The sequence below is a fragment of the Exiguobacterium sp. EF_C8 genome (genome assembly GCF_054956715.1).
Genome location: NZ_CM143264.1, coordinates 977,820 through 1,004,621 on the forward strand (window position 1 = coordinate 977,820; position 26,802 = coordinate 1,004,621).

27 protein-coding genes and 1 riboswitch are annotated in these 26,802 nt (G+C 47.5%); of the genes, 15 read left to right on the top strand and 12 right to left on the bottom strand.

Annotated elements, in window-relative coordinates; genetic code table 11:
• Positions 1–4 precede the first annotated feature (4 nt).
• The 5 genes from trpD to trpA are packed head-to-tail and all read left to right on the top strand — an operon-like array spanning position 5 to position 4,326.
• Complete coding sequence (trpD, locus tag ACY2IG_RS05060) at positions 5–1,021, top strand: anthranilate phosphoribosyltransferase (RefSeq protein WP_329470355.1); 1,017 nt, start codon at positions 5–7, stop codon at positions 1,019–1,021.
• Positions 1,018–1,785 carry an indole-3-glycerol phosphate synthase TrpC gene (gene trpC / locus ACY2IG_RS05065; protein WP_462618425.1) on the top strand — a complete coding sequence of 256 codons (768 nt, stop codon included), beginning with the start codon at positions 1,018–1,020 and terminating at the stop codon, positions 1,783–1,785. Before trpD ends, trpC begins: the two co-directional genes overlap by 4 nt.
• The gene (locus tag ACY2IG_RS05070; protein WP_462618426.1) at positions 1,782–2,351 is read left to right on the top strand and encodes a phosphoribosylanthranilate isomerase; all 570 of its coding nucleotides are present in this window, start codon (positions 1,782–1,784) and stop codon (positions 2,349–2,351) included. Before trpC ends, ACY2IG_RS05070 begins: the two co-directional genes overlap by 4 nt.
• Positions 2,348–3,544, top strand: coding sequence for a tryptophan synthase subunit beta (gene trpB / locus ACY2IG_RS05075; protein WP_462618427.1), 1,197 nt, complete (start codon positions 2,348–2,350; stop codon positions 3,542–3,544). Before ACY2IG_RS05070 ends, trpB begins: the two co-directional genes overlap by 4 nt.
• The gene (gene trpA, locus ACY2IG_RS05080; protein ID WP_462618428.1) at positions 3,544–4,326 is read left to right on the top strand and encodes a tryptophan synthase subunit alpha; all 783 of its coding nucleotides are present in this window, start codon (positions 3,544–3,546) and stop codon (positions 4,324–4,326) included. Before trpB ends, trpA begins: the two co-directional genes overlap by 1 nt.
• 50 nt (positions 4,327–4,376) lie before the next feature.
• On the opposite strand, the gene ACY2IG_RS05085 is transcribed toward trpA, so the two are convergent.
• The 6 genes from ACY2IG_RS05085 to ACY2IG_RS05110 form a co-directional block, all read right to left on the bottom strand.
• A complete protein-coding gene (locus ACY2IG_RS05085) occupies positions 4,377–4,847 on the bottom strand; it encodes a GNAT family N-acetyltransferase (RefSeq protein WP_462618429.1) in 471 nt (156 codons plus the stop codon).
• A 16-nt stretch (positions 4,848–4,863) separates the two neighbouring features.
• Positions 4,864–6,837: a penicillin-binding transpeptidase domain-containing protein gene (locus ACY2IG_RS05090; protein WP_462618430.1), complete on the bottom strand. Its 1,974-nt coding sequence runs from the start codon at positions 6,835–6,837 to the stop codon at positions 4,864–4,866.
• Between the two features lie 116 nt (positions 6,838–6,953).
• Complete coding sequence (locus ACY2IG_RS05095; protein WP_374120228.1) at positions 6,954–7,643, bottom strand: peptidoglycan DD-metalloendopeptidase family protein; 690 nt, start codon at positions 7,641–7,643, stop codon at positions 6,954–6,956.
• Positions 7,644–7,913: 270 nt separating this feature from the next.
• Positions 7,914–8,807, bottom strand: a complete 894-nt coding sequence (locus ACY2IG_RS05100; protein ID WP_308101193.1) for a diacylglycerol/lipid kinase family protein — start codon at positions 8,805–8,807, stop codon at positions 7,914–7,916.
• A 67-nt stretch (positions 8,808–8,874) separates the two neighbouring features.
• On the bottom strand, positions 8,875–10,731 hold the full coding sequence (gene abc-f, locus ACY2IG_RS05105; RefSeq protein ID WP_462618431.1) for a ribosomal protection-like ABC-F family protein: 1,857 nt from the start codon (positions 10,729–10,731) through the stop codon (positions 8,875–8,877).
• Positions 10,732–11,007: 276 nt separating this feature from the next.
• Entirely contained in the window at positions 11,008–11,889 is an 882-nt protein-coding gene (locus ACY2IG_RS05110; RefSeq protein WP_052019067.1) for a DUF1002 domain-containing protein, read from the bottom strand.
• 193 nt (positions 11,890–12,082) lie between these two features.
• A riboswitch (TPP riboswitch) is annotated at positions 12,083–12,189 on the top strand.
• A gap of 72 nt (positions 12,190–12,261) precedes the next feature.
• Between ACY2IG_RS05110 and tenA the strand changes: the two genes are divergently transcribed.
• On the top strand, positions 12,262–12,957 hold the full coding sequence (gene tenA, locus ACY2IG_RS05115) for a thiaminase II (protein ID WP_462618432.1): 696 nt from the start codon (positions 12,262–12,264) through the stop codon (positions 12,955–12,957).
• A 51-nt stretch (positions 12,958–13,008) separates the two neighbouring features.
• Positions 13,009–13,305 (top strand): hypothetical protein, encoded by a 297-nt coding sequence (locus ACY2IG_RS05120; RefSeq protein ID WP_462618433.1) that lies wholly within the window; start codon positions 13,009–13,011, stop codon positions 13,303–13,305.
• Between the two features lie 30 nt (positions 13,306–13,335).
• Here the strand turns inward: ACY2IG_RS05120 and ACY2IG_RS05125 are convergent, their stop codons facing one another.
• Entirely contained in the window at positions 13,336–15,252 is a 1,917-nt protein-coding gene (locus tag ACY2IG_RS05125; protein WP_462618434.1) for a glycoside hydrolase family 3 protein, read from the bottom strand.
• Positions 15,253–15,453: 201 nt separating this feature from the next.
• Positions 15,454–16,227 carry a sporulation protein gene (locus ACY2IG_RS05130; protein ID WP_462618435.1) on the bottom strand — a complete coding sequence of 258 codons (774 nt, stop codon included), beginning with the start codon at positions 16,225–16,227 and terminating at the stop codon, positions 15,454–15,456.
• A gap of 110 nt (positions 16,228–16,337) precedes the next feature.
• Here ACY2IG_RS05130 and ACY2IG_RS05135 point away from each other — a divergent pair, with 110 nt between their 5' ends.
• The 7 genes from ACY2IG_RS05135 (at position 16,338) to ACY2IG_RS05165 (ending at position 21,713) form a co-directional block, all read left to right on the top strand.
• On the top strand, positions 16,338–17,522 hold the full coding sequence (locus ACY2IG_RS05135; protein WP_462618436.1) for a class I SAM-dependent methyltransferase: 1,185 nt from the start codon (positions 16,338–16,340) through the stop codon (positions 17,520–17,522).
• A 30-nt stretch (positions 17,523–17,552) separates the two neighbouring features.
• Positions 17,553–17,978 (top strand): BrxA/BrxB family bacilliredoxin, encoded by a 426-nt coding sequence (locus ACY2IG_RS05140; protein ID WP_023467616.1) that lies wholly within the window; start codon positions 17,553–17,555, stop codon positions 17,976–17,978.
• A 286-nt stretch (positions 17,979–18,264) separates the two neighbouring features.
• Positions 18,265–19,038, top strand: coding sequence for a transporter substrate-binding domain-containing protein (locus tag ACY2IG_RS05145; protein WP_035409033.1), 774 nt, complete (start codon positions 18,265–18,267; stop codon positions 19,036–19,038).
• Positions 19,039–19,095: 57 nt separating this feature from the next.
• Positions 19,096–19,755, top strand: a complete 660-nt coding sequence (locus ACY2IG_RS05150) for an amino acid ABC transporter permease (RefSeq protein WP_035409731.1) — start codon at positions 19,096–19,098, stop codon at positions 19,753–19,755.
• Positions 19,756–19,768: 13 nt separating this feature from the next.
• The gene (locus ACY2IG_RS05155; protein WP_035409728.1) at positions 19,769–20,491 is read left to right on the top strand and encodes an amino acid ABC transporter ATP-binding protein; all 723 of its coding nucleotides are present in this window, start codon (positions 19,769–19,771) and stop codon (positions 20,489–20,491) included.
• Positions 20,492–20,556: 65 nt separating this feature from the next.
• Positions 20,557–21,093, top strand: coding sequence for a GNAT family N-acetyltransferase (locus tag ACY2IG_RS05160; protein WP_308101199.1), 537 nt, complete (start codon positions 20,557–20,559; stop codon positions 21,091–21,093).
• Entirely contained in the window at positions 21,075–21,713 is a 639-nt protein-coding gene (locus ACY2IG_RS05165; protein ID WP_374120229.1) for an HD domain-containing protein, read from the top strand. Before ACY2IG_RS05160 ends, ACY2IG_RS05165 begins: the two co-directional genes overlap by 19 nt.
• A gap of 60 nt (positions 21,714–21,773) precedes the next feature.
• Here ACY2IG_RS05165 and ACY2IG_RS05170 read toward each other — a convergent pair whose 3' ends face one another.
• The 4 genes from ACY2IG_RS05170 to ACY2IG_RS05185 all read right to left on the bottom strand — a co-directional run bounded on the left by ACY2IG_RS05170 (position 21,774) and on the right by ACY2IG_RS05185 (position 25,704).
• The gene (locus ACY2IG_RS05170; RefSeq protein WP_035409029.1) at positions 21,774–22,487 is read right to left on the bottom strand and encodes a ZIP family metal transporter; all 714 of its coding nucleotides are present in this window, start codon (positions 22,485–22,487) and stop codon (positions 21,774–21,776) included.
• 298 nt (positions 22,488–22,785) lie between these two features.
• On the bottom strand, positions 22,786–23,550 hold the full coding sequence (fadH, locus tag ACY2IG_RS05175) for a 2,4-dienoyl-CoA reductase (protein ID WP_462618437.1): 765 nt from the start codon (positions 23,548–23,550) through the stop codon (positions 22,786–22,788).
• A gap of 84 nt (positions 23,551–23,634) precedes the next feature.
• Entirely contained in the window at positions 23,635–24,570 is a 936-nt protein-coding gene (locus ACY2IG_RS05180; protein ID WP_462618438.1) for a manganese-dependent inorganic pyrophosphatase, read from the bottom strand.
• 57 nt (positions 24,571–24,627) lie between these two features.
• The gene (locus tag ACY2IG_RS05185) at positions 24,628–25,704 is read right to left on the bottom strand and encodes an N-acetylglucosaminidase (protein WP_462618439.1); all 1,077 of its coding nucleotides are present in this window, start codon (positions 25,702–25,704) and stop codon (positions 24,628–24,630) included.
• A gap of 86 nt (positions 25,705–25,790) precedes the next feature.
• Here ACY2IG_RS05185 and ACY2IG_RS05190 point away from each other — a divergent pair, with 86 nt between their 5' ends.
• The gene (locus tag ACY2IG_RS05190) at positions 25,791–26,744 is read left to right on the top strand and encodes an aromatic acid exporter family protein (RefSeq protein ID WP_035409021.1); all 954 of its coding nucleotides are present in this window, start codon (positions 25,791–25,793) and stop codon (positions 26,742–26,744) included.
• The last annotated feature ends 58 nt before the right edge of the window (positions 26,745–26,802 follow it).

The following is a 26,802-nucleotide window of genomic DNA, read 5'->3' on the forward strand; positions in this document are numbered from 1 at the left end:
AACGATGAAAGAGACATTATTGAAATTAGCAGAAGCCAAACATTTACGATATGAAGAGATGCAACAGGCAGCACGCGAACTGTTTGCCGAAGATGTTACTGATAGCGAAATTGCCGCTTTTCTCGTCGCATTGAAAGCAAAAGGGGAGACTGCAGAAGAATTAGCCGGTCTCGCTTCGATCATGCGCGAAGTCGCGCTCGACATTCCAGTCACCGGTGATTTCATGGATAATTGCGGTACAGGAGGCGACGGCTCGCAATCGTTCAACATCAGTACGACAGCCGCTTTCGTTCTAGCCGGTGCCGGCATGAAAGTCGCGAAGCACGGGAACCGGAGTGTCTCAAGTAAGACGGGGAGCGCTGATGTACTTGAAGCACTCGGAGTGTCACTCGATGCAACACCGGAACACTTAGTAGAGCAACTCGAGACGAACGGAATCGCCTTCTTGTTTGCACAACGGATGCATCCGCGCGTCAAGCAAATCATGAAGGTCCGACGTGATTTACGGATTCCGACGATCTTTAACTTGATTGGTCCGTTGACGAATCCGGTCCCGCTCAAGACACAACTATTAGGAATTTACAGGGAGGATATGCTCGAGACGATGGCGTTGACTTTACATCGACTCGGTCGGAAGCGGGCGATCGTCTTGCACGGTGCGAACGGAATGGATGAAGCGTCCCTTGCCGGAACGAACCAACTCGTCTTACTCGACGAAGGCGAACTGATCCGCTTCAGTCTTCATCCGGAAGAAGTCGGACTAAAGACCGCACCGCTTGAAGCGATCCGCGGTGGAAGTGCACAAGAGAATGCGGCGATTTTACTGCAAGTCCTGAGTGGAGAGAATGGTGCTTATCGCGACACCGTTCTACTGAACGCTGGGATCGCTCTCTTTGCAGCAAATCGGGTGAAGACGATCGAAGAAGGAATCGCCTTAGCAACAGATAGCATCGACTCAGGACGAGCGATGGAACGATTGAACCAATTACGACAAATGACACGGGAGGAAGCAATCGGATGAATATCTTAGATCGCATCATCGAAACAAAACGGACGGAAGTCCTGCAATTAAAATTAACTGGCGTCGAACGGATCAGTCATGAAGCATTGAAGCCGTCGATCAAGCAACGACTATCGGGAACAGATTTATCCGTCATCGCGGAAATCAAACGAGCATCTCCATCAAAAGGTGCAATCGCACTCGATGTCGACGTCGTCGCTCAGGCAAAACAATATGAAGCGAGTGGGGCGACTGTCATCTCTGTCTTGACGGATGAGACATATTTTAAAGGATCGATGACCGATTTAGCGGCAGTCGCTGCAGCAGTCAACATTCCTGTCCTCTGTAAGGATTTCATGATTGACCGGATTCAGATTGACCGGGCAAAATCACATGGCGCACAGTTGATTCTCTTGATCGTTGCGGCCCTCGAGCAGGAGACGCTTGCTGACTTGTATACGTATGCTTACGCAGAAGGACTTGAGGTCTTAGTCGAAGTCCATGACGAAGAGGAATTACACCGGGCAGAGGCGATCGGTGCACAAATCATCGGCATCAATAACCGGAACTTGAAGAAGTTCGAAGTCGATTTACAAACATCGATCGGATTACTAGAACAGCAACAACCGGACGTTCGTTACATTAGTGAGAGTGGCATCAAGACGGTCGAGGAAGCACAGCGATTACATGCTGCCGGTGCAGACGGGATCCTCGTCGGTGAGACATTGATGCGAGCAGACGATCCACAAATCTTCATCCGAGAAGTGAGTGGCGTTCGCGTATGACACGGATTAAGTTCTGTGGTCTCCGGGAAAGCGAACATGTCGAAGCGGCAGTTCGCTTAGCGGACTACATCGGCTTCGTCTTTGCTAAAAGTAAACGACAAGTCACGCTAGAAGAAGCAGCGCGTCTTAGACGCGACATTCCGAGTACGGTCCAGGTCGTCGGGGTCTTCGTCTCCCCGACCTATCAACAGGTGATTGATGCGGTCGAACAGGTCGAACTGGATCTCGTTCAAATTCACGGGATCATCCCGGATGGCAAGCTGCCGGTTCCCGTCATTCAAGCGATTCCCGTGACGGACATCACGGAAGTAGAGCAACAGACGGAGTATGTGCTCGTTGACGCACCAGTTGCTGGAAGTGGCGAGACATTCGACTGGTCACGAGACATTCAAGCTGAACGTCCACTGTTCATTGCCGGTGGCTTGACAGCTGAAAATGTAGGAGAAGCAATCAAACGATATCACCCGTTCGCCGTCGATGTCTCAAGTGGCATCGAAACGGATGGACAGAAAGATTCCATAAAAATGCAGGCATTCGCAGATGCCGTAAAGGAGAGAGAAGCATGAGTTACGCACAACCGGATACATTAGGGCAATATGGTAAATACGGAGGACGCTACATCCCGGAAACATTGATGCACGCGGTGATTGAACTCGAAGAAGCTTATGCAATAGTAAAAGATGATCCAACATTTCAAGCGCGGATGGACGAATTGCTAAAAGAATACGTCGGACGTGAGACACCACTTTATTTTGCTGAACATTTGACGCAAACGATCGGTGGCGCAAAGATCTACTTGAAACGAGAAGACTTGAACCATACCGGTGCCCATAAAATCAACAATACGATTGGTCAAGCGTTACTGGCTGAACGGATGGGGAAACGAAAAATCGTTGCTGAGACAGGAGCAGGGCAACACGGTGTCGCCACAGCAACGGTTTGTGCCTTGCTCGACCTCGAATGTGTCATCTTCATGGGAGAAGAGGACGTCCGTCGTCAAGAGTTGAACGTCTTTCGGATGGAGTTACTTGGAGCAACTGTCATCCCGGTCACACAAGGGAGTCGAACACTCAAAGATGCCGTCAATGAAGCACTCCGTTACTGGGTCAAACACGTTGACGATACGCACTACTTGATGGGTTCTGTTCTCGGACCACACCCATTCCCGCAACTCGTCCGTGATTTCCAAGCGGTCATCGGAAAAGAGACACGACGCCAAATCATCGAAAAAGAAGGGCGTCTGCCGGAAGCGATCGTCGCTTGTGTTGGCGGCGGCAGTAATGCGATCGGCATGTTCCATCCGTTCATCGATGATACGGACGTAAAATTGTACGGCATTGAAGCAGCGGGAAGTGGTGTTGAGACGGATCAACACGCAGCGACGATGACAAAAGGAGAGGTTGGTGTCTTGCACGGATCGATGATGTATCTCTTACAGGATGCACACGGTCAAGTACAAGAAGCGCACTCGATCTCAGCAGGACTTGACTATCCGGGCGTCGGACCCGAGCATAGTTTGCTCAAAGATATCGGTCGTGTTCAGTATGAAGCGGTGACCGACGAACAAGCACTCGAAGCACTACAGCTGTTGAGCCGCAAGGAAGGAATCATCCCGGCACTTGAATCAGCACACGCGATTGCCTATGCGACACAACTCGCTGCAGAGATGGACAAGGAAGAGATTCTCGTTATCTGCTTATCAGGACGTGGCGACAAAGATGTCGTTACTGTCAGAAACGCACTAAAGGGGGAAGCATGATGCGATTAGAAACAGCGATTCGTTACGTTACAAGTAAGGGCGAAAAAGCCTTCATCCCGTACGTCATGGGGGGAGATGGAGGGATTGATCGCCTTCCGGAAATCTTAGCGTTTCTCGCTGAATCCGGAGCGACAGCGATTGAAGTCGGCGTTCCGTTTTCGGATCCCGTTGCTGACGGTCCAGTCATTCAAGAAGCGGGACTCCGGGCGCTAGAAGCGAACGTCGGACTGAAGGATGTTCTTGAGGCGGTTCGCGTTGCCCGTCAGACCGTCGATGTTCCAATCGTCTTGATGACGTACTTAAACCCGATTTTCCGTTATGGATTAACAGCGTTTTTAGCGACATGTCGAGAAGTCGGGGTTGACGGATTGATCATTCCTGATTTACCACTTGAACAGAGTGAACAGTTCTTCGAACGAGAGGACAAGTCGGATATCGCGCTCGTTCAACTCGTCTCCTTGACGAGTCCAATGGAACGGATTCAAAAGATTGCCGATAAAAGCGAAGGATTCCTTTATGCCGTTACGGTTAACGGGACGACTGGCGGACAGACGACGTTTGATAAGACACTTGAAGAACATTTAGCAAATGTCGCAGCCCATAGCCCGGTACCGGTGCTTGCCGGGTTCGGAATCAGTACACCAGAACACGTCAAACAATTGAGTCGAACAGTCGCGGGTGTCATCGTCGGCAGTAAGATCGTCGACTTACTCCATCAAAACGATCGAGAAACGATTCAACAGTTGATGGCAGCACGGCTTGCAGCAACGCCGTCACATTAATGAAAAAGAGCAGATGATCACACGATCATCCGCTCTTTTTCGTATAGATGTCACTTTTGAACGAGTGACTTCTGCAAGTTCGTATACAGCGGTTCGAATCCGAGTTCTTCATAAAACGTTGCGGCCCGGTCGTTGACCGTCCAAACGTTTAAGCGAACAGCATCCACCTTTCGTTCGAGTGCGAGTTCTTCTGCCACCTGCATCAACTGGCGACCGATTCCCGATGAACGATGGGAAAAGGTGACACCGACGTCAGTGATGTTCAAGATCCGAACGGGCATAAATCGATCGGATGCTGGCGCCGTCCATTTGCCAAACAAGTAACCGGTGATTTCGTCTCCGTTGAGCGCCGTCAGACAGAGGTGTTGCTCTGAATCGAGCATCCGTCTTAAAGACTCCAGCGTGTATGGCGTCGTTACATCTGGGTGAAAGTGAGGCGACAACCGCTTGTGATGCGCGAAAGTCTCAGCCGTCAGTGTAAGCAGGGCAGGGAGGTCTGAAGTACAGCTAGTGCGAATCATCAAGGGATCACTCCGATCATCGATTTTGTTTGAGTACTTCGGCGACGAGTCCCGACACGTACGGACTGCCACGATCTTCTTTTTCGACTGACTCGATCATGATGGCAACGAGAAGATCTTTTTTGTCGTTGTCGTATCCAACGAAGAAGCCATTCTCTTTGCCGTCGGTTTCGCCTGCCTTTTTCAATTCTGCCGTACCTGTCTTACCGGCAACATCGACTTCTTTGATATCAGCCGGAAGCGTATAACCGTTATGAACGACATCATACAAATCATCGCGGATCATCTTCGCGTCGTCTGCGTCGAGTAAATCCTTCTTAAAGACTTGCTTCGTTTTTTCCTCTTGTAAGAGTGTCGGACGATAGATTGTTCCATCAGTCAGGAAAATTTCATACATCGATGCTAAGTGTAGAATATTCGTCAACATCTGACCTTGTCCGTAAGACGTGTCCATCAGCTGTCCATCAGAAGAAATCGTGCCGTCGTTTGAGATCTGTGAGGCACGTAATGGATACGTGAACGGTAGCTTTTCACCGTATCCGAGCGCTTCAAGACCAGACGTAAATGCTTTCGTTCCGACTTGTTCGAGTGTCGAACGGGCGAAATAGATGTTGTCGGAATAGACGAGCGCATTATGCAGATTGACCGGGGCCGGTGTCTCATGAATGCGGGTGACGTTAAAACCATCGATCTTATTTTTCAGCCCATTGATTGTGTAGGCTTTTTCCGGGTCGAGCGTTTCGCTCTTTAATCCGACAGCAGCCGTCAATGGTTTTTGAGTCGAACCGGGTGCGAAGGCACTTGTGAATCGGTTCAATAATGGCTGGTCCGGGTCCTGCGTCAGTTCATCGAGTCGTGCTTGTGAGATTCCTGACATGAATTCAGAAGGATCAAAGCCAGGAGAGCTGAGTAAGACACGGGTCTCGCCGGTCCGCGGATCAATCGCTGATGCTGTTCCGGGATCATCCTGCATCGTTTCATAAGTCTTTTTTTGAAGAGTGGCATCAATTGTCAACGCAATATCTTCGCCATCCGTCGGTTTCGTTTCGGCAACAGTAACGTTTGAGCCGTCTTTTTTCTGTAAAGTGATTGTCGCACCGGCTTTACCACGTAAGCGCTCATCGAGTACTTGTTCAAGTCCACGTTTCCCGACTTGCTCGCCAGCTTGGATTTGATTTTTTGATTGTTTAATCTCGTCTGCTGTCGCTGAACCGATATATCCAATCAAATGAGAGGTTGCTTTACCAAGTGGATACGTTCGGACTTCCGTTTCTTGGACACTGATTCCAGGAATGTCACGCAATTTTTCAACCATTGTTTCGTCGGTCATCGTTTTGAGCGGAACGAACTGTCCATCTTTGACCCAACTTGCCTTTAAGGAATCTTCGACTGAAGAGGTCGGGCGGTCGAGCAATTCGGCAACTTTCTCGATGTCTTTTAATTGTCCGGCTGTCGCGCCGACAGCAAATCCTTTTCCAGAGGTTGCGAGCGGTTTCTCATTCGAATCGAGTAAATCACCACGTTTGCCTTCAACGGTTTGTAGCTGGACTTTGTCATCCTTTTTAAAATCCTTTAGGACAAAAGAAGTATCCCAGTCGATGAACCAGTTTTCGGTCTCACCTTGTTTCTCAAATGTCAGTGGAACTTGTTTATCGTAGGCAACGGTTCCTGCAACCGTATCAAAGGAAATCCGCACGGGAAGGGACGCTTTTTCGTCATCCGTTGCTTCCTCCGCTTTCTTTCGTTCGACGGATAACTTTTGAATATCAAGTGATTTCGACAATTGTTTCGTTCGCTCGATAAATTCTTTTTTACCGTATTCTTTTTTAGTAGCTGTACTCGCGTACGTATACATTTTATCGTAGTCCTGTTTCTCCCAAAGTTTGATATAGGCATCAAGACGTTCTTCAGGTGTCGGTTGATCTTGGCAACCGGCAAGCAGAGTCACGCCGAAAGATGCCGATAGAATCAAGGGAATGGTTCGTTTCATATGATTCGCCTCCTATATGCATGAGAGCCATGATTATACCGTACCACTCCTGTCAGAAGATTTCATCTGAAACAAAAAACCGGACTTCTCAAGATGAGAAGTCCGGCGAATCTGATTCAGTTGAAGTAATTGAGTGGATTAACGCTGTTTGCTGCAGACGTTCCACTGTAGACGTAAGAGCCGCGGTGCATTTCAAAATGCAAGTGAGCACCAAAGGCATTTCCTGTCGCGCCGACTGTCCCGATTTTTGTTCCTTTAGCAATCGTTTGTCCAACAGAAACAGCACGGCTGTTCATATGTGCGTAAACTGTCGTGTACTGGATGCCGTTAACCGTATGCGTCATCATGACATGATTACCGTATGCACCGTAGTAACGAGACGTGATGACCTTTCCAGCAGCTGAAGCATAGATGGGTGTACCCGTCGGAGCACCGATATCAATACCATTGTGGAACGTGTAACCATAAACACCGCTTGCCGCACCGTATCCTTGTGTGATCGGACCGCTTGCTGGACGCGAAAAACCAGTCGTTGCTTTTGTTGAAGTCGTCGTACTGTACTTTTTAACATATGTAGAAGAAACGTAGCGTGATGCGCCGCCGTATGAAATTTTTGTCCATGAACCAGAAACACCGAGATAATTGAATGTCTGTCCTGTATTGACGCTACCGACGATTTTATAAGCCGTTGATGGACCTGTCCGGACGCGTAGTCCGTCTGCCATGACTTTTACTTTATATGTCGTTGCGGCCTCAACTTTCGAAGCACTCGTTGTAGCAAAACCTGAAACTACCAAAGCTGTCATTGTCATTGTTGTAAGCAAACGTTTCATTAAGTGTATTTCCTCCTTAAAAATCTGAAGCGCCAGAACTGATCATTACAAAATTGTAAGATTTTATGTATATTTATTTATTTTAAAGAATGATTTTTCGCCTGAGATGATTATAGCATCGTCAATAACACAAAAATATTTCAAATATATTTCAAAATTACGCTTTGTTAACATATATTGTAATGGATTTTAAAGTAAAAAAGAAACCGACAAATCGTCGATTTCTTTTTTACTCGTATAACGTTAGTCAGCAGAGAATGGTGAATATACAGTGAGATGTTGAGGGAGTACCTCGACAGTCACAGGAACATGACCTGCCGTATCACCATCGGCATTGATTGGTAACTCTTCTTTCGAACGAATCTCGACACGTGTCGTCGTGAAGTGTTCGATTTGATCCGCCTTTGATAACCCACCCGTGATGAGTTTAGGTAATGCTTGAAGCGCATCAAAGAATCCGAGCTTCGTAATGATGAATCCATGCAGTAATCCATCGTCGACTTTTGCTTCTTCCGCAAACGATTCGAATCCACCAACGGAATTCGTCAAGGCGATGATTAACAAGTGGGCTTCTCCATCAAATTGTTTTTCGGCAGAGTTGATTTTGATTGGATAAGGACTATGATCCTTAAAGGCTTTCAGACCTTCAATGAAATAAGCGACCGATCCAAGTGACGTTTTCTGTTCGATGCTCACTTCTTCGACGGCTTCCGCAATCAGACCAACCGCAATGACGTTCATGAAGTAATGATCATCATATTTACCGATATCAAGCGGGCGGGCAGGGGCATCAGCTAATATCTGAATCGCCTCTTCGGGGTCCGTCGGGATGTGTAACGCGCGTGATAAATCATTGACCGTCCCAAGCGGTACGATCCCAAGTGTTGGACGATGTGGTTGCTCGGCAATTCCAGTAATGACTTCATTGACCGTTCCGTCACCACCCATGGCGATGACGGCGTCGTAATTAGACTGGGCGGCATGACGTGCGAATTCCGTTGCATCGTGTTCTTTTTCCGTGAATCGAACGTCGACGGTTTGAAAGCGAGTAGCAAGCGTCTCTTCAGCGAGCGTCGCGTGTTTTTTTCCGAGTTCTTTACCAGAAGACGGGTTGATGATCAACATAGCTTGAGACAAGATGAATTCCTCCTTTGACGTATCTGTTCCTATTTTCCCGAGTCAAAGAAGGACTAATCATTTTAGTTCAAGTTTCTAAAATTAAACGTTCATACAAACTTTCAATTTTTCGTAACAATGCTTCTTTTTCCATCTCGACCGTCATCCATTCTTCTTCCGCGGATACATGAGAAATAACGGCATCAAGATGTACGACTTGAAGTTCCAGCTCTTCTATTTGCTGTTCAATGGACTGTTCTTTCGCAGGTGCTTTCGAACGCTTTGAAATTTTCGATTTCTTCTCATGATTTATCTGAGGTGGTGTGTCATGACTGGCTTGTCGTTTCTCCACTGCGTAAGCATAGTTTCCAGTATACGAAGTAATTTGATGGTCAAGCCAAATGATTTTTGAAAAAAGACGATTCAAGAAATAGCGGTCGTGTGAGACGGCGATCAATGTACCAGAAAAATTCTCGAGTGCTTCTTCAAGCGTCTCTCTTGATTCAATATCTAGATGATTCGTCGGCTCATCGAGAATCAAAACGTTGATCGACGAATGAACGAGTACGGCAAGCTGCAATCGAACACGTTCTCCTCCGCTTAGTGACAAAATAGACCGAAAGACAGTCGGTCCAAAAAACAGGAACCGGGCAAGAATATGGCGGGCTTCCGCTTCTGGAACGGCAATGCGGTCTCTAAACCAGTCGATTAAGCGAGCATCCTCCTCGAAATGGGCATGCTGGGACAAGTAACCGATCCGGTTCGATGGTCCACGCGTGAGCGTGCCTGCGTCTGGTGACAATTCATCAAGCAACAGTGCGAGCAACGTCGATTTCCCGCTCCCATTCGTTCCGACGATTGCAACTCGATCTTGAGCCATGATTTCGAACGAGACAACATCGAAAATGCGACGGGAATCGTAAGCGAAAGAGAGCTCTTCAGCGCGAAAGACGACTTGACTCGTATGATCGGTAGAAGAAAAAGAGACATCAGCGGTTTTGGCTTCGAGTTGCGGTCGTTTGATCCGTTCGATTCGCTCGAGTGCCCGCTCCATCGATTTTGCTTTACGGAATAATTTCTCACTCGGTGGAGATGCTTCGTTTGCCCACTGCCGTAGTCGACGAATCGCTTCCTTCATCTTCTTGATTTTTTTCTGTTGTTCCTGATAGGCGTGGAACTGTTCCATCAAGCGACGTTCTCGTTCGACGACGAACGCACTGTAGTTCCCTAGGTAGGAGGTCAGTTCACCATCTTCAAGCTCGACGATCGAGGTGACGACGGCGTCTAAGAAGACCCGGTCGTGAGAGACGAGCAGGATAGTTCCAGTGTAGTCCCGTAAGAATTGTTCTAACCATTCAACGGCAGCTAAATCAAGATGGTTCGTCGGCTCATCAAGGATTAGGAGGTGTGGTTCCATCAGCAACATGCGACCGAGGCAAATCTTCGTTTGCTCACCGCCGCTCAACTGATGGAAAGGGCGAGTGAGTAACGGACGTAAATGTAATCCGTTCACCATGCGCTCGATCTTCGAGTCGAGTAGATAGCCATCTTTTTGTTCGAATGCATTTGTCGCTTCCGCATATCGAACGAGTAGTGCATCCAGATCATCTGGCGCTGTCGCCATCAAAAGCTCCAACTGTTGCATCCGAGAACGGATTGCGAGGATCTCTTCAAACGCCGTCCAAAGGACGTCGAGTCCGGTCATTGTCTCGGCATAAGTGGGAAGTTGTTCCAAGTAGCCAATCGTCAAACCGTTCTTTTGATAGATGACTCCACCGTCCGGTTGGTCAAGGCGAGCAAGTAAGCGGAGTAATGTCGTTTTACCACTCCCGTTTCGTCCAATCAGACCGACACGATCGTGTTCGTTTAAGAAGAGGGAAACGTCCGTTAAAATCGTTTCGCCTCCGAATTGTTTTGTCAGATGTTGAATGTCGCAAATCATCATAATAAGTTGATCCTTTCGCGCGCATTAAAAAAGGGAGAGCGCAAATAGCACTCTCCCTAGTGTGTGAAAGATGCGCTTTGCTGTATTTTTCAATCATGAAGTTCTAAAAAAGGGCAGACGGGTGCCTTAGAACGCCATTCCATGAAAAATCGCGCGCAACAGATACAATTGTTCCATTAACCAATGTTTGCACGCAGCAAAGTCCATCATTTCACACCACCTTTCGTTTCAGATACAACCAGTTTACCATTATCTTGTTAATTGCGGAAGTCTGAATTATTTGAACACACCAGCAATCGAGCTGAAGAAGTCACTCAGACCATCAAATAATTTAGCGAAGAATCCTTTTGTCTCCTCGGACGTTGCAAACGCATGGATGTCTTGACCAGCATTTTTCAGTCCACTCTCGATTTGCCCCCAGTTGATGTTCGCTTGCTCCATTTGATTGAATAGATTCGTCAACCGATCCATCTGTGCATCAGACAGTTGGATGTTGTTGTTTTGAATGACTTGGACGATCAGGTTTTCGATCTCGACTTTTGTTTCTGGTTTTTGATTCGCGATTTCGGCCTTGATCTCATTCATCAAATCAGCGACTCTATCTGTCCCGACTGTCTTCCCGACGTCTGATGTGACCGATAATTCTTGCTGTGCTAAATCTTTCCGTTCGTCACTCAGCTTGATTCCGGTCTCAGCCGAAGTTTGATCATAGGCTTTCATGATTCCTGTCAGTGCCGATGTTCCAGTCACTTTATAAGGAGAAGTGATCGTGATGTCGGCATCTTTGACACCTGCCGTGACGAGAGCGTTCAAATACATATCCTTCGTCACCCACGTGATGTTTTCCGTCGCAACGGAAAGTCCGTCACCTTTTTCCGTCAATTCGATCTTAGCGGATGAATACATGTTGCCGCCCTTTTGTGACTGGGGGATGTTTTTCCCGAGGTATTTTTCTTCGTCTGCAGAGGTTGCGATGATCGGTGTGATACCTTCCGGTGCATTGAGACGTGAAAGCACCCAAGCCTTATCTTTTGCGCCGAGTGACTCACCGAGAGTGACGATTGTCTTATCGACGACCTGCTCGGCGGATGCGGCTGTCGGAAGTAATAAAGCAGAAGCGATAACGGCTGACGCCATGATTTTTGTTGGTGTATGCATAATGAAATCCTCCAATTGTAAGTAACAGAATGAATTATAGTATCAGGTACTAAAATTAGTGTACGAGAACGAAAGAAGTTCGGAATCGGTCTGTAGATGGAGACGATATCCGCCTTCTGACACTCCATAGTATAGCGAAAAGAGGACAACTTGACTTCCATTTTCAGCATGCTATAGTGGATTTGAATCGAATAATGACCACTAGGGGAGTCGGTTGACCGACTGAGACGAACGAAGACGTTCGGACCCTTTGAACCTGATTAAGTTCGTACTTACGGAGGGAAGTGGCGTCAAGTCTTGTTCTTCTTGCGCCATGCCCGTGTGTTTCGGGGTGGTGTTTTTTCGTTTCATAAAAACGAGGAGGATGAGATCATGACATTCACACAAGAAATCAAACAAGCAGCACAAGCGTATTGGGACAGTAGTTTTACGCACCCATTCGTTCAAGGAATCGGCGAGGGAACGTTACCGCTCTCGAAATTTCGACATTATGTCATGCAGGATGCGTATTACTTAAAACACTTTGCGAAGATTCAAGCGAAGGCAGCGTCAAAAGCAGATGACTTTGCGACGATCGCGACACTTGCCGAGCACGCGACTTCGACATATGGGGCAGAACTGAGCTTGCATCAATCATTTTTCGAGCCGCTCGGTATCACGGAAGCAGACCTTGAAGCATTTGAACCGGCACCAACGGCATATGCTTACGTCTCACACATGCATCATGCGAGTGAAGGGACGCTTGGTGAGACGATTGCTGCCATCTTGCCATGTTACTGGTTGTATTATGAAGTTGGGCAACAATTGTTGACGTGTACACCGGATGAAAAAATCTATCAGCAATGGATCGACACATATAGTTCGGAATGGTTCGAAAAGGTCGTCTTTGAACAGATTGCACGGCTTGATGCGTTGGCGGAACAAGCAAGCCCGACTGAACGAGAGCGGATGAAACGGCATTTCGTGACGAGCTGTTATTATGAGTTGCTGTTTTGGCATATGGGATGGACGGAAGAAACGTTTACGTCGGTGTACGAGACGATTCCAGCACGGACAGTATCTTCCTAAAAAGTTAAATGGTATAATTAGGTATAACATTTAGCGGAAGTAGGGGTAGAAATGGAAATCATCGTGATCGTACTCGCGATCAGCGCCGCGTATGCCGTGCAACGAATACTGGGTAAAGTCAAAGTAAGATTTATTGGATATATCATTCCAACGTTAATCGTGTTGTCCGGTATATCCGCTACGACTCGAAACTTCAAGGTAGCATATAGCATGGGGAGCTACATTTCTGCTGTTCTTGTCATTGTCGTCTATGCATTACTGACCTATTGGTTATACCGCGTCTACCATCGTGCGAAAGAAGAAGCGGAATATCCGTATCAATCATTAAAAGACCGAGACATCCTTTAAAGGGGTCTCGGTCTTTTGTGTATCATGTTCTCATTTTTTCCAGTTTTTAAAGCCGTCACCGAACTCGAGATACAGTTGATCGGTAAAGACACCGTTCTTAAAGACTGGTACATCAACAGGTAAAGTGCCTTGCGGCTTAAACGTTCCGAAAATCGCTCGGATACCAGCAGGGAGGTTCGGTCCCGCTGATTTCAGATTGCCTGCTTCGGAGTCCGGTCCGTTCGGATCCCCTTTAAAACCATAGACGAGGACGTGTGCCGGTGCGTCCGGTTGAACGGCGACATCGTATGGATTGCGGAGGCTAAGCAAGACGGATGGTATATCTGTTTGTTTCGCATACCGGAAGATTGAAGCCGGAATCGCTTGTTCTGGTGCAGTAGGCAGTAGTTTGGCACTCGTATTGACGTTTGAACCGACGATGATGTAATCTGCTGCATCGAGTTGTGCCCGTAGTGTCGGGTTTTGGTCGAGCGGTAGCGTAGTAGCCGAGTAATTCGCTGTCGTTACGTGCCAGTTCCGGTTCTTAGGCAGGGAAGCAATCGTCTTTTTCATGCTGTCCGTTTGATCCGTCGCAGGGGCGATCACAAGAACGTTTGCATTCTTTTTCGGCTTGAAGGGTAACGTCCGCTGATCATTTTTCACGAGTGTGACCGCGGCTTCCGTCATCGCGCGTTCTTTTGCTTTATGTTCGGGACTACCGACGATTTGGTTCGCTTGCGCGAGTTTATCTGCTAAGGATGTCGTATCCGTCGTGCCATTCCATATTCCGCGTTCTGCCTTCAGCGTCAGGATCCGCTCGACCGATTGATCAATCCGTTCCTCTGACAGACGTCCGTCTTTGACTGCCGCAATCACGTCCTTAAAAATCTGGTCGAGTTTTGTGACATCCTGCTCGGAACGAAGAATCGTCGGCATGAGCGCGATGTCGACACCGGCGTCAAATGTTTTCAGAACGGCTTCTGATTCCGTAAAATTGTCGGCGATCGCCTGCATATTCAAAGCATCCGTGATGACGATGCCATCGTAGCCGAGTTTTTCGCGCAGTACGCCCGTGATGACGTCATCCGACAATGTCGCAGGTAAAGGGAAAGTGCCGTTTTTTGACGTGACGACTTCAGACTCGATTTGCGGCATTCCGATGTGTCCTGTCATGATCATATCGATGTCTTCGGCGATGGCTCGCTTGAACGGGACGAGCTCGACTTGTTCCAGCTCCTCCAGGGACCGGTTGACAACCGGCAAGCCATAATGGGAATCGGTCGCGGTATCGCCGTGACCCGGGAAGTGTTTCGCGGTCGCTGCGACGCCTTCAGTTTGAATACCCTTCATCAAAGCGGAACCGAGCGTTCCGACGAGCTCCGGGTCACTTGAGAACGAGCGAACACCGATGACGGGATTTCCAGGGTTACTGTTGACGTCAAGAACCGGACCGAAGTTGACATTGATGCCAAGCGCATGCAGTTCAGAACCGATGATATGACCGGCATCATTGGCATACGCGCTACTATGGGTCGCACCTAACGCCATATTGCCGGGTAAGTTCGTTCCTGTTCCGAGCCGAGTGACGATGCCACCTTCTTGGTCGATCGTGACAAAGAGCGGAATATCGTTGCTGTCATCTTGTTTGACCACTTCTTGCAGATCATGAACGAGTTTTGTCGTCTGTTCGGTTTCACTGACGTTCTCAGCAAACAAAATGACGCCACCTAAATCATAGCGGTCGATGATGTTCGCGACTTCCGGAGCAAGCGACGTATGGTTACTGCCATTCCACTGCCGGAAGTCCGGCATGATCATCTGTCCAATTTTTTGTTCGAGCGTCATCGTGTCGATTTTTTGACTGATCCGATCTGCTGAAGATCCTGCCTCTGCCATGACAGGCAAACTACTTGAAACGAGTACTGCTGCGAGTCCTGCTGTTAACGTGAATTGCCCGATCCTTTTCATGATGTACATCCTCCTCTAGTCAAACCACGACTGGAATTCTTTTCAATACGGACAGTATAGCAAGGTGCTTGTTTTAAAACAATATTTTATTTGAAAACGATTACATTAGCAAATAAGTTTTAATAATGTTTTTGTGCATTCCGATTTGAACAAAAAAATGACTCCCCTTGAAGAGGAATCACTTTTTAGTCATTCGATCGATCAGCTATAGCGCTCCACGATGTTTGTCAGCTGGCGTTCGACAAATGACTGATCCTGCAGTTCACTATTGGATAGGCGTAGTTTGATCATCGACTCATCCGCTCCAGCCATTTCACTGAACAATGATCCGAGACTATGCGCACGACGATCGACTTGGACGATTAAATCAATCCCTGAGCTGTCTTGGAGCATGATGATTTCGATCTCATCCAGTTTATGAGCGTAGTGTGTATTGCGTGCTGAGTATTCAAGTTCCTGAGCAATCGGTAAATCTTTACGGAATCGTCCAGGTAATTTTTCTGTATCGGCTTTCTTTAACCGGAAGCCAAGTGACTCCATGGCATCTAAGACCGTCGTTTGGTAACGGTTTGCTTCGACGATGACAGCGTCACGGTCCGACGGATCAACGGATTGTGCGATGTCAAGTCCGGTCTCGATCCATGATTTCGATTGGCTGACGGAGAGTGGCGTATTTAGTGGCACACGTAATGTGAATGGAATTTCCCGCTCGACACCCGCTTCGATCGTGAACTTCGCTTCATTTAAGGCAAACCGGTCGAGCGTAAAGGTCGTAAACGTCGTACTATCATTGACTTCTTGTTTGTACTGCGTGTTGAATTCAAGATAAATCCGGTCAATTCCTTGATCGACGTTTCCACCTTTGATATGGACGACACCGTGGATTTGACCGCCTGGTTCACAGCGATCATCCGTCAACCGTGTGTCGACCGTTGCAGCACCGATTCCGATTTGTGAGAGAATTTTTTTGAACATGATGCATTCCTCCTTTTGATTACGTAAGAATGATGAAGCGTGTAAACTTGTCGAACAGGTACGAATTTGCTACAGTTTCGAAAGAACATTAGAAAAGGACGGGACGACTAGTGGAACTACATGAATTAAAAGCGAACCTTGCTTCGAAAATCACGCAAGGAGTACTGATCCATGCAACGATGAGCAATCCGCGTCAAAAATCCAATGATCTCCGACGAATCAAGGTAAAACCGATTCTATTAAGAGATACGGTGATGATGCAGGTTGAGTTTCAATTTGAACGCGTCATGAAGCATGAAAATATTTTAGTGGAGGATTTCATCGGTCGACTCGATGACTGGTTCACGGAATTCCGGCAATTCCTCTTCCGTTTTGAAGAAGAAGAATGGCAGTTCCAGCTCTCGAAAAAGATGAAAGTCGCGATCAAGACATCCCAAAAGGAACCGATGAAAGCACTCTTGTCGCATGACCGAAAAAAAACCTATCTATTAGAAGACGGTGTACCGGTTCCGTTTCTGATTCGTCTAGGTGTGATGACGGAAGCGGGGCAAGTCAAAAAACAGAAGTACGATAAGTTCAAGCAAATCAATCGCTTCCTTGAATTCGTCGAGGATAGCATCGCCGCCTTACCAACAGGAAAAAAACTGCGGATTTTAGACTTTGGTTGCGGGAAATCGTATTTGACGTTCGCTCTCTACCATTATTTAAAAGTCGTCAAAGGATTCGACCTTGAAGTGACAGGTCTTGATTTAAAGAAAGAAGTTATCGAAGAATGTACGCAAATTGCAAGTGATCTGGATTATACCGATCTGACATTCCGCGTCGGGGACGTTCATGATTATACAGGGGAAACGGAAGTCGACCTGATGGTGACGCTTCACGCTTGTGATGTCGCGACGGACGTCGCACTCGCACGAGCTGTCGACTGGAATGCATCAGTCATCCTAAGTGTACCGTGTTGTCAAAAGGAGCTGAACCGTCAACTGGACTGCGCTCCACTTGATGTCATGCTCCAGCACGGACTGATCAAAGAAAAATTCGCATCACTTGCGACGGACTCGATTCGTGCCGAGTTATTGACGCTTGTAGGATATGAAGCGCAATTGCTTGAATTCATCGATCTTGAGCACACACCGAAGAACATCTTGATCCGTGCGTACAAACAAAACAAGCGACCAACGGAAGAAAAAATCGACCGGTACATCGCGTTCCGTGATCTGTTGCAGGCGCGACCATTTTTAGAAAATGAATTAAGCGGCAGACTTGGACAGATTTCACCGAAACTCGTACAATAAGAAGGAGAACGAATCAAAGGAGGCAATACGATGGATTTCCAAATGTATTTTGAAGATGTCGTCCAAACAGCCCGCAAAGAAGCGCAAGCTGCTGGATTTGAAGAATTAACGACGCCAGAGAGCGTGGATGAAGCAATGAAACGGGAAGGTCTGACACTTGTCCTTGTCAATTCTGTTTGTGGATGTGCTGGCGGGATCGCCCGTCCTGCAGCAGCGTACGTCAATCGGAAAGAGGGCATCAAGCCCGATCATTTCGTCACAGTATTCGCTGGACAAGATCGCGAAGCGACAGACCGTGCGCGTGAATATTTCGAAGGTTATCCACCTTCATCTCCATCATTTGCGTTAATGCAAGATGGAAACATCCTCTCGATGGTCGAGCGCTTCGACATCGAATCGTTCACGGCGGAAGAAGTCGTCGAGAAACTTGAATCATTAATTGAAATCTACGCCTAAACGAAGAAGACTCCTGAAAAAGGAGTCTTTTTTGTGTATTCATAAGACTAAAATAATAAATTTTAAATTTGAAAACGTTTGCAAAATTGTATAAACAGTCATTTATGCATGATTTATGAATAGAAAGTCAAAAAAATTTATATATTTATGCTTTACAGTGAATAAATATTCGTATATCCTAAAAGCAATAGAACAGGTCAGGCTTTTCGGTATTGAATTGGACATACACATAAGTCATACTATTGTTAAAGTTCTGACAATTGAGCGTTGGAAGGGGAAAACTCGAATGAAAAAATTATTAGCAACGGCAATGGCAGGCATTCTGGCAGTCACAATGGCAGCATGTGGCGCGTCGGAAGAATCAACAGGTGGATCAAGTAAGGATGATAAAGTATTGACGATGGGAACATCAGCGGATTACTTCCCATTTGAATACATCGATACGAAAAAAGGAGAAGACATCGTCGGCTTCGACGTTGCGATCGCCAAAGAAGTTACGAAAAATCTTGGATATAAATTAAAAATCGAAGATATGGAATTCGGTAGTCTACTTGGTGCGCTTAGCTCAGGTCGTGTGGATTTCGTCATGGCGGGCATGACACCAACGGAAGAACGGAAGAAAAATGCTGACTTCACGGACATTTACTTCGAATCGAAAAACTTAGTCATGACGAAGGATAAAGCGATCAGTTCAGAAGATGAACTCAAAGGTAAAAAAATCGGTGTCCAGCTTGGTTCGATTCAAGAGGGACTCGCGAAAGACCGCTTTAAAGACAGCGAAACGGTTCCATTGAACAAAATTCCAGAAATCATTCAAGAATTGAATACAGGTCGGATCGATGCCCTCATTATCGAGGATGCAGTCGCCGTCAAATACATGGATCAAGATGCCTCCCTGAAAACGTACCAGATTAAAGAAGATGGTCCAGCTGGTTCAGCAATCGCCTTCAAAAAAGGGGATAAGATGCGTGACGATTTCAACAAAGAGCTGAAGAAAATGATCGACAGTGGTGAAATCGATAAATTAGCAGAAGAGTGGTTCCAAAAAGAAGCAAAATAAGTCAAGTGCATGGGGGTGGGGGTAACCTCATCCCTTTTGTGCGACGTTAGGAGATTGATTATGATAGACTTTACAAAGATTCAAGATTCAATTCCATATATTCTCGAGGGCATTCCGGTCCTCTTCCAAGTCGTCATCGTAGCAGCCATTGCCGGGATGCTGATCGGAATCGTCGTCGCGGCACTAAAAATCACAAAAAGTCGAATCCTCCGTTTTATCGGTCATGCCTACACAGCGATTTTCCGGGGTACACCACTGATTTTGCAACTGGCAATCGTTCACTTCGGATTACCGCAACTAACTGGATATGTCACGACAGGATACCAATCAGCAATCATCGCCTTCTCTTTGAACTCCGGAGCGTATATTTCGGAAATCATTCGGGCAGGGATTCAGGCTGTTGATCGTGGACAATGGGAAGCAGCAGACGCGCTCGGTATTTCGTATTTCAAACAACTGCGTTCGATCATTTTGCCGCAAGCCTTTAAAAACATCCTCCCAGCGATCATGAACGAATTGATCACGTTGACGAAGGAGTCGGCGCTTGTCTCGACGGTCGGCGTGCTTGATGTCATGCGCCGGGCGCAAATCGTCGGAGGAGAAAAGGCAATCTATTTCGAACCGTTATTGTTTGCCGGATTCGTATATTTTGTTCTTGTCATGGGATTGAGCTTGATAGGCCAACAAGTCGAAAAAGCTATGAGAAAGAGTGGGTAATCAGATGGAACCTATGATCCAAGTCACCGATTTGCATAAGCAGTTCGGAAAATTAGAAGTATTAAAAGGTATCTCGACGACGGTTACACGCGGTGAAGTCGTCGCTGTCATCGGACCGTCGGGATCTGGTAAATCAACATTTCTACGATGTATCAATTTACTTGAACAACCAACGAGTGGGACGATCATCGTCGATGGTTTTGAACTGACAAAACCAAAGGCGAACATCTCGAAAGCACGTCAGAACATCGGCATGGTTTTCCAACAGTTCAACTTGTTCCCGCATAAGTCTGTCCTTGATAATCTGACGTACGCACCAATCAACGTCCTCGGGATTTCAAAGGACGAGGCGATTAAACGAGCGGAGACGTTACTGGAACGTGTCGGTTTAGCGGAAAAACGCGATAATTACCCGAATCAGTTGTCAGGTGGACAAAAACAACGGGTCGCGATCGCCCGCGCACTTGCGATGGAACCGAACGTCATGCTGTTCGATGAACCGACATCAGCCCTTGACCCAGAGATGGTCAACGAAGTGCTAGACGTCATGAAGCAGCTTGCTGAGAGTGGAATGACGATGGTCATCGTGACGCACGAGATGGGCTTCGCAAAAGAAGTCGCCGATCGTGTCTTGTTCCTCGATGAAGGAATTTTAATGGAAGAAGGTTCACCAGTCGAACTCTTCGACAATCCGAAGACGGACCGGGCAAAAAAATTCCTCGAAAAAGTTTTATGATCACCGTACGCTAACTCTGAAAAGGGGTTAGCGTTTTTCGATTTTTAATATAGAGGGGGATAAGAATGAAAAAACTACTGGAAGGTCATCATACTCGTCTGACACGTTTTCAACCGGAAGATACCGAAGTGATGCAACGATTGCTTGACGATGCGACATTCGCCCGCAATTTTAGTGCGACGCCATATCGTCATTTATCCATGGATAAGATTGAAAAGATGATGGCGACGGATGCACCGGAGACGTTTCGATTTGCGATTCGGAACTTTGAAGATGAACGGATGATTGGGGTCGTTGCATTAGAAGATATTTTACCGACACACGGAACGGCATGGTTGATGATCGGCATCGATTCGGATTGTGAAGGGCAAGGGTATGCGACGGATGCGCTACAGACGATCCTCGAATATGCCTTCTTGGAGCTGAATCTGTACCGGATTCAATTGACGGTCTTTGATTATAATTTGCGTGCAATTAAATTATACGAGCGACTTGGGTTCGTGCAGGAAGGAAGATACCGTGCTTTTTTACGACGAGACGGAGAGCGGCATGACATGATACTGTATGGATTACTTGAACCGGAATGGAGGGGTCGACAATGATTCAAGAAACGGAAGCGTTCGTCCGGTCGTTTCATGCGACGGACTTTTCAGGTCATGATTATGCTCACATTGAACGAGTTCGCCGTTTAGCGTTACATATTGCAAAACAGGAAGGCGGGAATGTTCGGATCATCGAATTAGCAGCCTTACTTCATGACGTAGCAGATAGCAAACTCGGGGGAACGGCAGAGACGGTCGCCACCTTTTTGCAAGGAAAGGTGACAGAGGAGGAACAGGAACAGATTTTAAACATTATCACGAGCCTGTCCTATAAAGATGGCACACGTCCACCAATGCGAACGATCGAAGGACAAGTCGTCCAAGACGCCGACCGTCTCGATGCGATTGGCGCAATCGGGATTGCGCGAACGTTTCAGTTTGCTGGTCGGTTCGGGGAGCCAATGCATGTGCCAGGACTAACACCACGAAAACCGGGTGATCGAACAGGCGAGACAAGTGCCCTGAATCATTTTGAAGAAAAGTTATTCCGACTAAAAGATTTAATGAATACGAAGACAGCCCATCATTTAGCGGAGGAACGGCATCGCTACATGGAAGAGTTCGTGGCTCGTTTTAAGGAGGAATGGGAGGGGATTACGGGAGGAACAGGTGAGTTTTAAATTGTTAAACACATAAGGCGTGTTGTCCGGTTCGTTTCCCGGACAACACGCCTTATGTGTTTAACTGAGGATGATGGCAGTGATTAATCCAAGTGCTGCGAACAGACCAACGATCGCGCCGCCTTCCTCGTGAGCTTCCGGCATCATCGTCGAAGCGAGCATCGCGATGATCCCACCACTTGCGAAGCCACCGATCATGGCGAACTGCATGTCTGGTAGTTCTGCGAGAACCGTATAGCCGGCGAGTGAGGCGAGGGCGGAGATTAACCAGACGACTCCCCACATCAGCAAGACTTTTTTCTTCGAAAAGCCATCTTTTCGTAACCCTGTCGTACTCGATAAACCTTCCGGGATGTTACTGACGAAAATTGCCGCGACGAGTGCCGCGCTGACATTTCCAGATAACAGACTGGCACCGATCATGATTGATTCTGGGATGGCATCAAGAATCGTCCCAAAGAAAATCGCCGTCCCCGTGCCTTCATTCCCACCAGACGAGCGTTTCCGTTTACTCGCGCCGCGTGACGAGACGAACAAGTCAAAGCCCGTAAAGACAAGTGCCCCGACGATAAAGGAAATCGCGACGACGAACGTTGTTGATTTCTTTAATGCCTCATCGAGCAACTCAAATGTCGCTGCTCCAATCAAGATTCCTGTTCCAAACGACATGATGTAACCGATCAGTCGTTGTTTTAAGGGTAAGTACAGTCCAAACAAGGCGCCAATGACAACGGCGCCACCTGCTAACGCACCCCAACCGAACGCACCCCACATATGATCGCCTCCTTCTTGTACTTTCTACCTGTTCTATATAATTCATAAACATAGCGAAAAGAAAGAAAAATAGTTCGAGACGAATGTAAGGGGCTGACTCCAAAAAAGAATGCCGCGTCTTTTCACGCTCTTTCCTCAGGCGAGACACAAGCTAGTTTTCCTGCTTCATTCAAGCTGGAAAGCAGATCTTGTTCGTCTCTGACAGCGCAAAAATGCGCTTTTTCCTGTAGGAGTGGCATGAAACGCGTCATTCTTATCTTTGTGGAGAACGACTTCTTAAGTCATTAAATCTCAATCATCAGAATGGTTGTTTATTTAACCAATGACCACCGTCAAGAGCGATGCATTCTCCGTTCAAGTAGCGGGCTTGATCTGATACCATCCAGGTTGCGAGCGTCGCGATCTCTTCCGGTGTTCCGAATCGACCGAGTGGGACGTTGCGGCGAATTCGTTCCGCGTGTTCTGGTGATAAAGCGAGTTTATCGGCACCACCCGTTCGTTCGATCGGTCCCGGACTGATCGCGTTGACACGGGCTTGATATTTATAGCCCCATTCGACGGCAAGCGTCCGCGTCAAGTTCAGCACGCCGGCTTTTGCAGCAGCACTCGGAGCGACACTGGCACCTGCCTGCCATGCATAAGAAGCGACGATATTGACGATTTGACCGCCAGCGACTTGATCTTCCTGCCAACCCTTGACAAGAGCGTGACAGCAGTTAAATGTCCCGTTAAGGACGATATCGATGACCGTCTTCCATCCATTTGGTGATAACTCGTCGGTCGGACAGATGAAGTTCCCGGCAGCATTGTTGATTAATGCCTCGAGACGACCGAACCGTTCGCGTGCTTGCTTGACAGCATCAAGACAAGCGTCCGCGTCACGGACATCCATCTGAATCGTCAGATGCTCGCCTTGAATCTGTTCCAATGCTTCATCCATCAGTCGCAAGCGTTCTGCGTCACGTCCTGTGACGACGACATTCCAGCCAGCTTCCTTTAAAGCGATCGCCATCGCTTTTCCCATACCGTTTGTTCCACCCGTCACCATGATTGTTTGTGTCATATTGATTCCTCCTTTATGTAATGAATGAACGACCATTCATATTCTTTATTCAAAAAAGAAGGAGCGAACTCCTTCTTTTTTTACTTATTGTGTTGCAAGAGCTGTATCTGTTAAAACAGGAACGACTTGTTTCTTACGTGAAACGACACCTTCGAGGTAGACGAGGTTGTTCGTCGCTTCAAGACCATAAGCACGTTCGACGAGATTCGCTTCTTTCCCGAGGACGAGTCCGACTGAGTTGTTCGTCAAGATATCCGTGACGATGAAGACGAACAAATCAAGACCTTTTGCAAGGATGACTTCGTTGATCGCTGTTTCGAGTTCTTCTTGGCGAAGCAAAACTTCAGCTGTATCGACCGTGTTGACTTGAGCGATTTCGACTTTGAGTGTTCCCATCGTGAATTCTTTTGCGTCAAGTGAGATCAATTCAGGAACGGTTTTCTTCGAGAGATCAGCTCCAGCTTTGAGCATCTCAAGACCGTAGACGTTCGCATCGACACCGGCGATTTCTGCGAGTTCACGAGCTGCGATGATATCTTGCTCTGTGCAAGTCGGTGATTTGAACAGAAGCGAGTCAGAAATGATCGCTGATAGCATCAGACCAGCGATTTCTGGTTTGATTGCAACACCATGCTCTTTGTAGAGCTTGTTAAGGATCGTTGCTGTACAACCGACTGGTTCTGCCCGGTAATAGACAGGATCCGATGTCTCGAAGTTTGCGATTCGGTGATGGTCGATGACTTCTGTTACGATAACAGCGTCGATATCGTTCGCACTTTGCTGACATTCGTTGTGGTCGACTAAGATGACGTGTGACGCTTCTGTCGCGACCTCTGTCACTAGACGTGGTGCTGAAACTTTGAACGTATCGAGCGCGAATAACGTTTCATCATTCATCTCACCAAGACGGATTGCTTCGGCATTGACACCGAGCGCTTTCTTTAATTCTGCATAAGCGATTGCCGATGTGATCGTATCGGTATCAGGATTTTTATGACCAAATACTAAAACTTTTTCCATGACGTGTTCACTCCTCAATGATTGTTGTCTCGCCCTATAGTGTATCATATCTCGGATTTAGAAGGCGTTCATTTTCACTAGGATACCAGCGATTTTTTCGCTCCAGAAGGGGTCTGACGCGTAAAAGACATTCATTCCTTTTTGTTTGTTCCCAAGGTAAGCCCCGCGGAAATAACGTCCATCCCGATCAAGATAGTCCTTTGCGATGAATCGGCCGGTCTGCTCGATTGAATCCGTCAAGGATTTATAAGCAGTCGCATCTTCTCCCGGGGCAGAATCCGTCGCATTGACGCCGAATAGATTATTTTTTTCGCGGGCAATCTCAGACCGTCCATAGTCGGATTCGTGGATGGCGTGTGCAAGCAGGTAGGCCGCGTTGACCCGGTATTTCTTTTCAACGGACTTAAAGACTTTTCCTTTCCCGACCAAAGGGCTGTCCGGCGCTTGCTCCTTGATGAACGCATCGAGTTGTTTGGCACTCAGGCGCGTCGGTTTCGTCAAATCACGTGTCAGTGTCTTCGATTCGACGTATTTGCTCGTCCGAGACGTCGCGTTCATCGCTTCACCAGCGACAATCAATCCACCAAGTCCACCGTCAGCAACGATGTAGTGAAGGAGTCGATTTCCCTTCGTCTGATAGTACGACGGATTCGAGACACGTTCTGCCGGGAACGGACGTAAGCGATCCGTTGGAACATAACCAGTTGCGCCTGCGACGCTGACGCGACTCGTCTGTTCACCGAACTGAAGCAATTGGACGCGTGTGCCGGAAGCGACATAGGTAAGCCGTTTCTTTAAATCGGCGTCATGATGAATCGACAGAATACCGCGATCATCGACGATTCCGGTACCTTGTCCACCGAGATAGACGTAGCGGTCATCGGAAGCGCGCTTTACCGCACCACGCTGACCCGCATACTCCTTTGCCTCGGCGAACGTTTGGAAGTCTTGTTCGTTGATTGTACCTTTCTCATAGCGCTCAGCTGTATAAGGAGCCGGTGGGGATAAAACTGTCTTCGGTTCCTCACGAAGCCAAAAGAACAAGAGAATGCCGATGAGGAAAAAGAAGAGTAACCCTTTCAGTGAGCTAGTCCGGCGCACGGGGCGACCAGGACGGATAGTGCGTGTCGTCAAAGAAAATCACGTCCTTTAAAAAGCAATGGACATTCGTGTCCAACGTAGGTAGTCTAACAAAGAAAAACAAAAGGGAGGTGAACCTGATGCAAATCGGTTATCGAACGCTGAAGACGGCAGTCGCTGCCGCGCTCGCGATGTGGATTGCGGAGCGACTTAAGCTCGATTATTACGTCTTTGCTGCGATCATTGCGATCTTGAGTATCCAATCGACACGAAAGAAGACGTTTCGGTCGTCTTACGAACGGATCATGGCGTCATTACTTGCCATCGTACTTGGATTCATTCTGTTCGAAGTCATCGGTTATCGTCCGGTTACGTTATTGATCTATTTCATTTTATTCCTTCCATCCGTTCAACGCCTCCGACTTCAGGACGGTTTCATCACGAGTGTCGTCATACTGACACATTTGTATACGGAACGTCAGCTCAACGCACACATCCTGTTGAATGAATCCTTATTGCTCGGAATTGGTGTTGGTGTCGGAATGCTTGTCAACATGTACATGCCAAGTCTTGATTTGTTGATCGACGACCGACGGGAAAAAATTGATCAACGGATCGCGTCCTTATTCTATGAAGTCGCGGCCGCGATCGAGACAGGGCGAGTCAATCATCATGCGTTGACGCTTGACGAGACGGAACGTCTGTTACATGAGGGAAAAGATGCTGCCTTAAAACGGATGGGGAATGCGATCGGTCGACGTAATGACGATGAGGACTATGCCTATTTCCGGATGCGCGAACAACAATTCGAGCTCCTACGTGGCATCGTCCATCATGCGGAGGAACTTGTTCTCGTCGTCGAAGAAGGAAAAAAAGTCGCCGCCTTCTTTCGGACGATTGGCGACAATGTCCGACCTGAAGCCGACGCAATGGTATACATTTTAGAACTAGAAGCGCTATTGACGCGTTTTCGTGCCTCTGCCTTACCCGTCACGCGGGAGGAGTTCGAGGTTCGATCTGCCTTGTTGCATATGCTGCAGGAAGCAGAGCAATATTTGCGTCTCAAACAACGCTACGTCAATCAAAAGAAATAGAACATCGTTGAAGCGAATGTTCCGAGTAGGAAAATCGCTAAGATTCCGATCGTCGTCC

Excerpts from the sequence above, each read along its gene's own strand:
- ACY2IG_RS05155 (WP_035409728.1), top strand. The coding sequence starts at position 19,769 with ATGATCCAAGTCACCGATTTGCATAAGCAGTTCGGAAAATTAGAAGTA.
- trpA (WP_462618428.1), top strand. The coding sequence starts at position 3,544 with ATGCGATTAGAAACAGCGATTCGTTACGTTACAAGTAAGGGCGAAAAA.
- ACY2IG_RS05190 (WP_035409021.1), top strand. The coding sequence starts at position 25,791 with ATGCAAATCGGTTATCGAACGCTGAAGACGGCAGTCGCTGCCGCGCTC.
- ACY2IG_RS05120 (WP_462618433.1), top strand. The coding sequence starts at position 13,009 with ATGGAAATCATCGTGATCGTACTCGCGATCAGCGCCGCGTATGCCGTG.
- ACY2IG_RS05165 (WP_374120229.1), top strand. The coding sequence starts at position 21,075 with ATGGAGGGGTCGACAATGATTCAAGAAACGGAAGCGTTCGTCCGGTCG.
- trpD (WP_329470355.1), top strand. The coding sequence starts at position 5 with ATGAAAGAGACATTATTGAAATTAGCAGAAGCCAAACATTTACGATAT.
- ACY2IG_RS05130 (WP_462618435.1), bottom strand. The coding sequence starts at position 16,227 with ATGTTCAAAAAAATTCTCTCACAAATCGGAATCGGTGCTGCAACGGTC.
- ACY2IG_RS05110 (WP_052019067.1), bottom strand. The coding sequence starts at position 11,889 with ATGCATACACCAACAAAAATCATGGCGTCAGCCGTTATCGCTTCTGCT.
- tenA (WP_462618432.1), top strand. The coding sequence starts at position 12,262 with ATGACATTCACACAAGAAATCAAACAAGCAGCACAAGCGTATTGGGAC.
- trpC (WP_462618425.1), top strand. The coding sequence starts at position 1,018 with ATGAATATCTTAGATCGCATCATCGAAACAAAACGGACGGAAGTCCTG.
- ACY2IG_RS05125 (WP_462618434.1), bottom strand. The coding sequence starts at position 15,252 with ATGAAAAGGATCGGGCAATTCACGTTAACAGCAGGACTCGCAGCAGTA.
- ACY2IG_RS05160 (WP_308101199.1), top strand. The coding sequence starts at position 20,557 with ATGAAAAAACTACTGGAAGGTCATCATACTCGTCTGACACGTTTTCAA.
- fadH (WP_462618437.1), bottom strand. The coding sequence starts at position 23,550 with ATGACACAAACAATCATGGTGACGGGTGGAACAAACGGTATGGGAAAA.
- abc-f (WP_462618431.1), bottom strand. The coding sequence starts at position 10,731 with ATGATGATTTGCGACATTCAACATCTGACAAAACAATTCGGAGGCGAA.
- ACY2IG_RS05145 (WP_035409033.1), top strand. The coding sequence starts at position 18,265 with ATGAAAAAATTATTAGCAACGGCAATGGCAGGCATTCTGGCAGTCACA.
- trpB (WP_462618427.1), top strand. The coding sequence starts at position 2,348 with ATGAGTTACGCACAACCGGATACATTAGGGCAATATGGTAAATACGGA.
- ACY2IG_RS05085 (WP_462618429.1), bottom strand. The coding sequence starts at position 4,847 with ATGATTCGCACTAGCTGTACTTCAGACCTCCCTGCCCTGCTTACACTG.
- ACY2IG_RS05090 (WP_462618430.1), bottom strand. The coding sequence starts at position 6,837 with ATGAAACGAACCATTCCCTTGATTCTATCGGCATCTTTCGGCGTGACT.
- ACY2IG_RS05070 (WP_462618426.1), top strand. The coding sequence starts at position 1,782 with ATGACACGGATTAAGTTCTGTGGTCTCCGGGAAAGCGAACATGTCGAA.
- ACY2IG_RS05140 (WP_023467616.1), top strand. The coding sequence starts at position 17,553 with ATGGATTTCCAAATGTATTTTGAAGATGTCGTCCAAACAGCCCGCAAA.
- ACY2IG_RS05180 (WP_462618438.1), bottom strand. The coding sequence starts at position 24,570 with ATGGAAAAAGTTTTAGTATTTGGTCATAAAAATCCTGATACCGATACG.
- ACY2IG_RS05170 (WP_035409029.1), bottom strand. The coding sequence starts at position 22,487 with ATGTGGGGTGCGTTCGGTTGGGGTGCGTTAGCAGGTGGCGCCGTTGTC.
- ACY2IG_RS05095 (WP_374120228.1), bottom strand. The coding sequence starts at position 7,643 with ATGACAGCTTTGGTAGTTTCAGGTTTTGCTACAACGAGTGCTTCGAAA.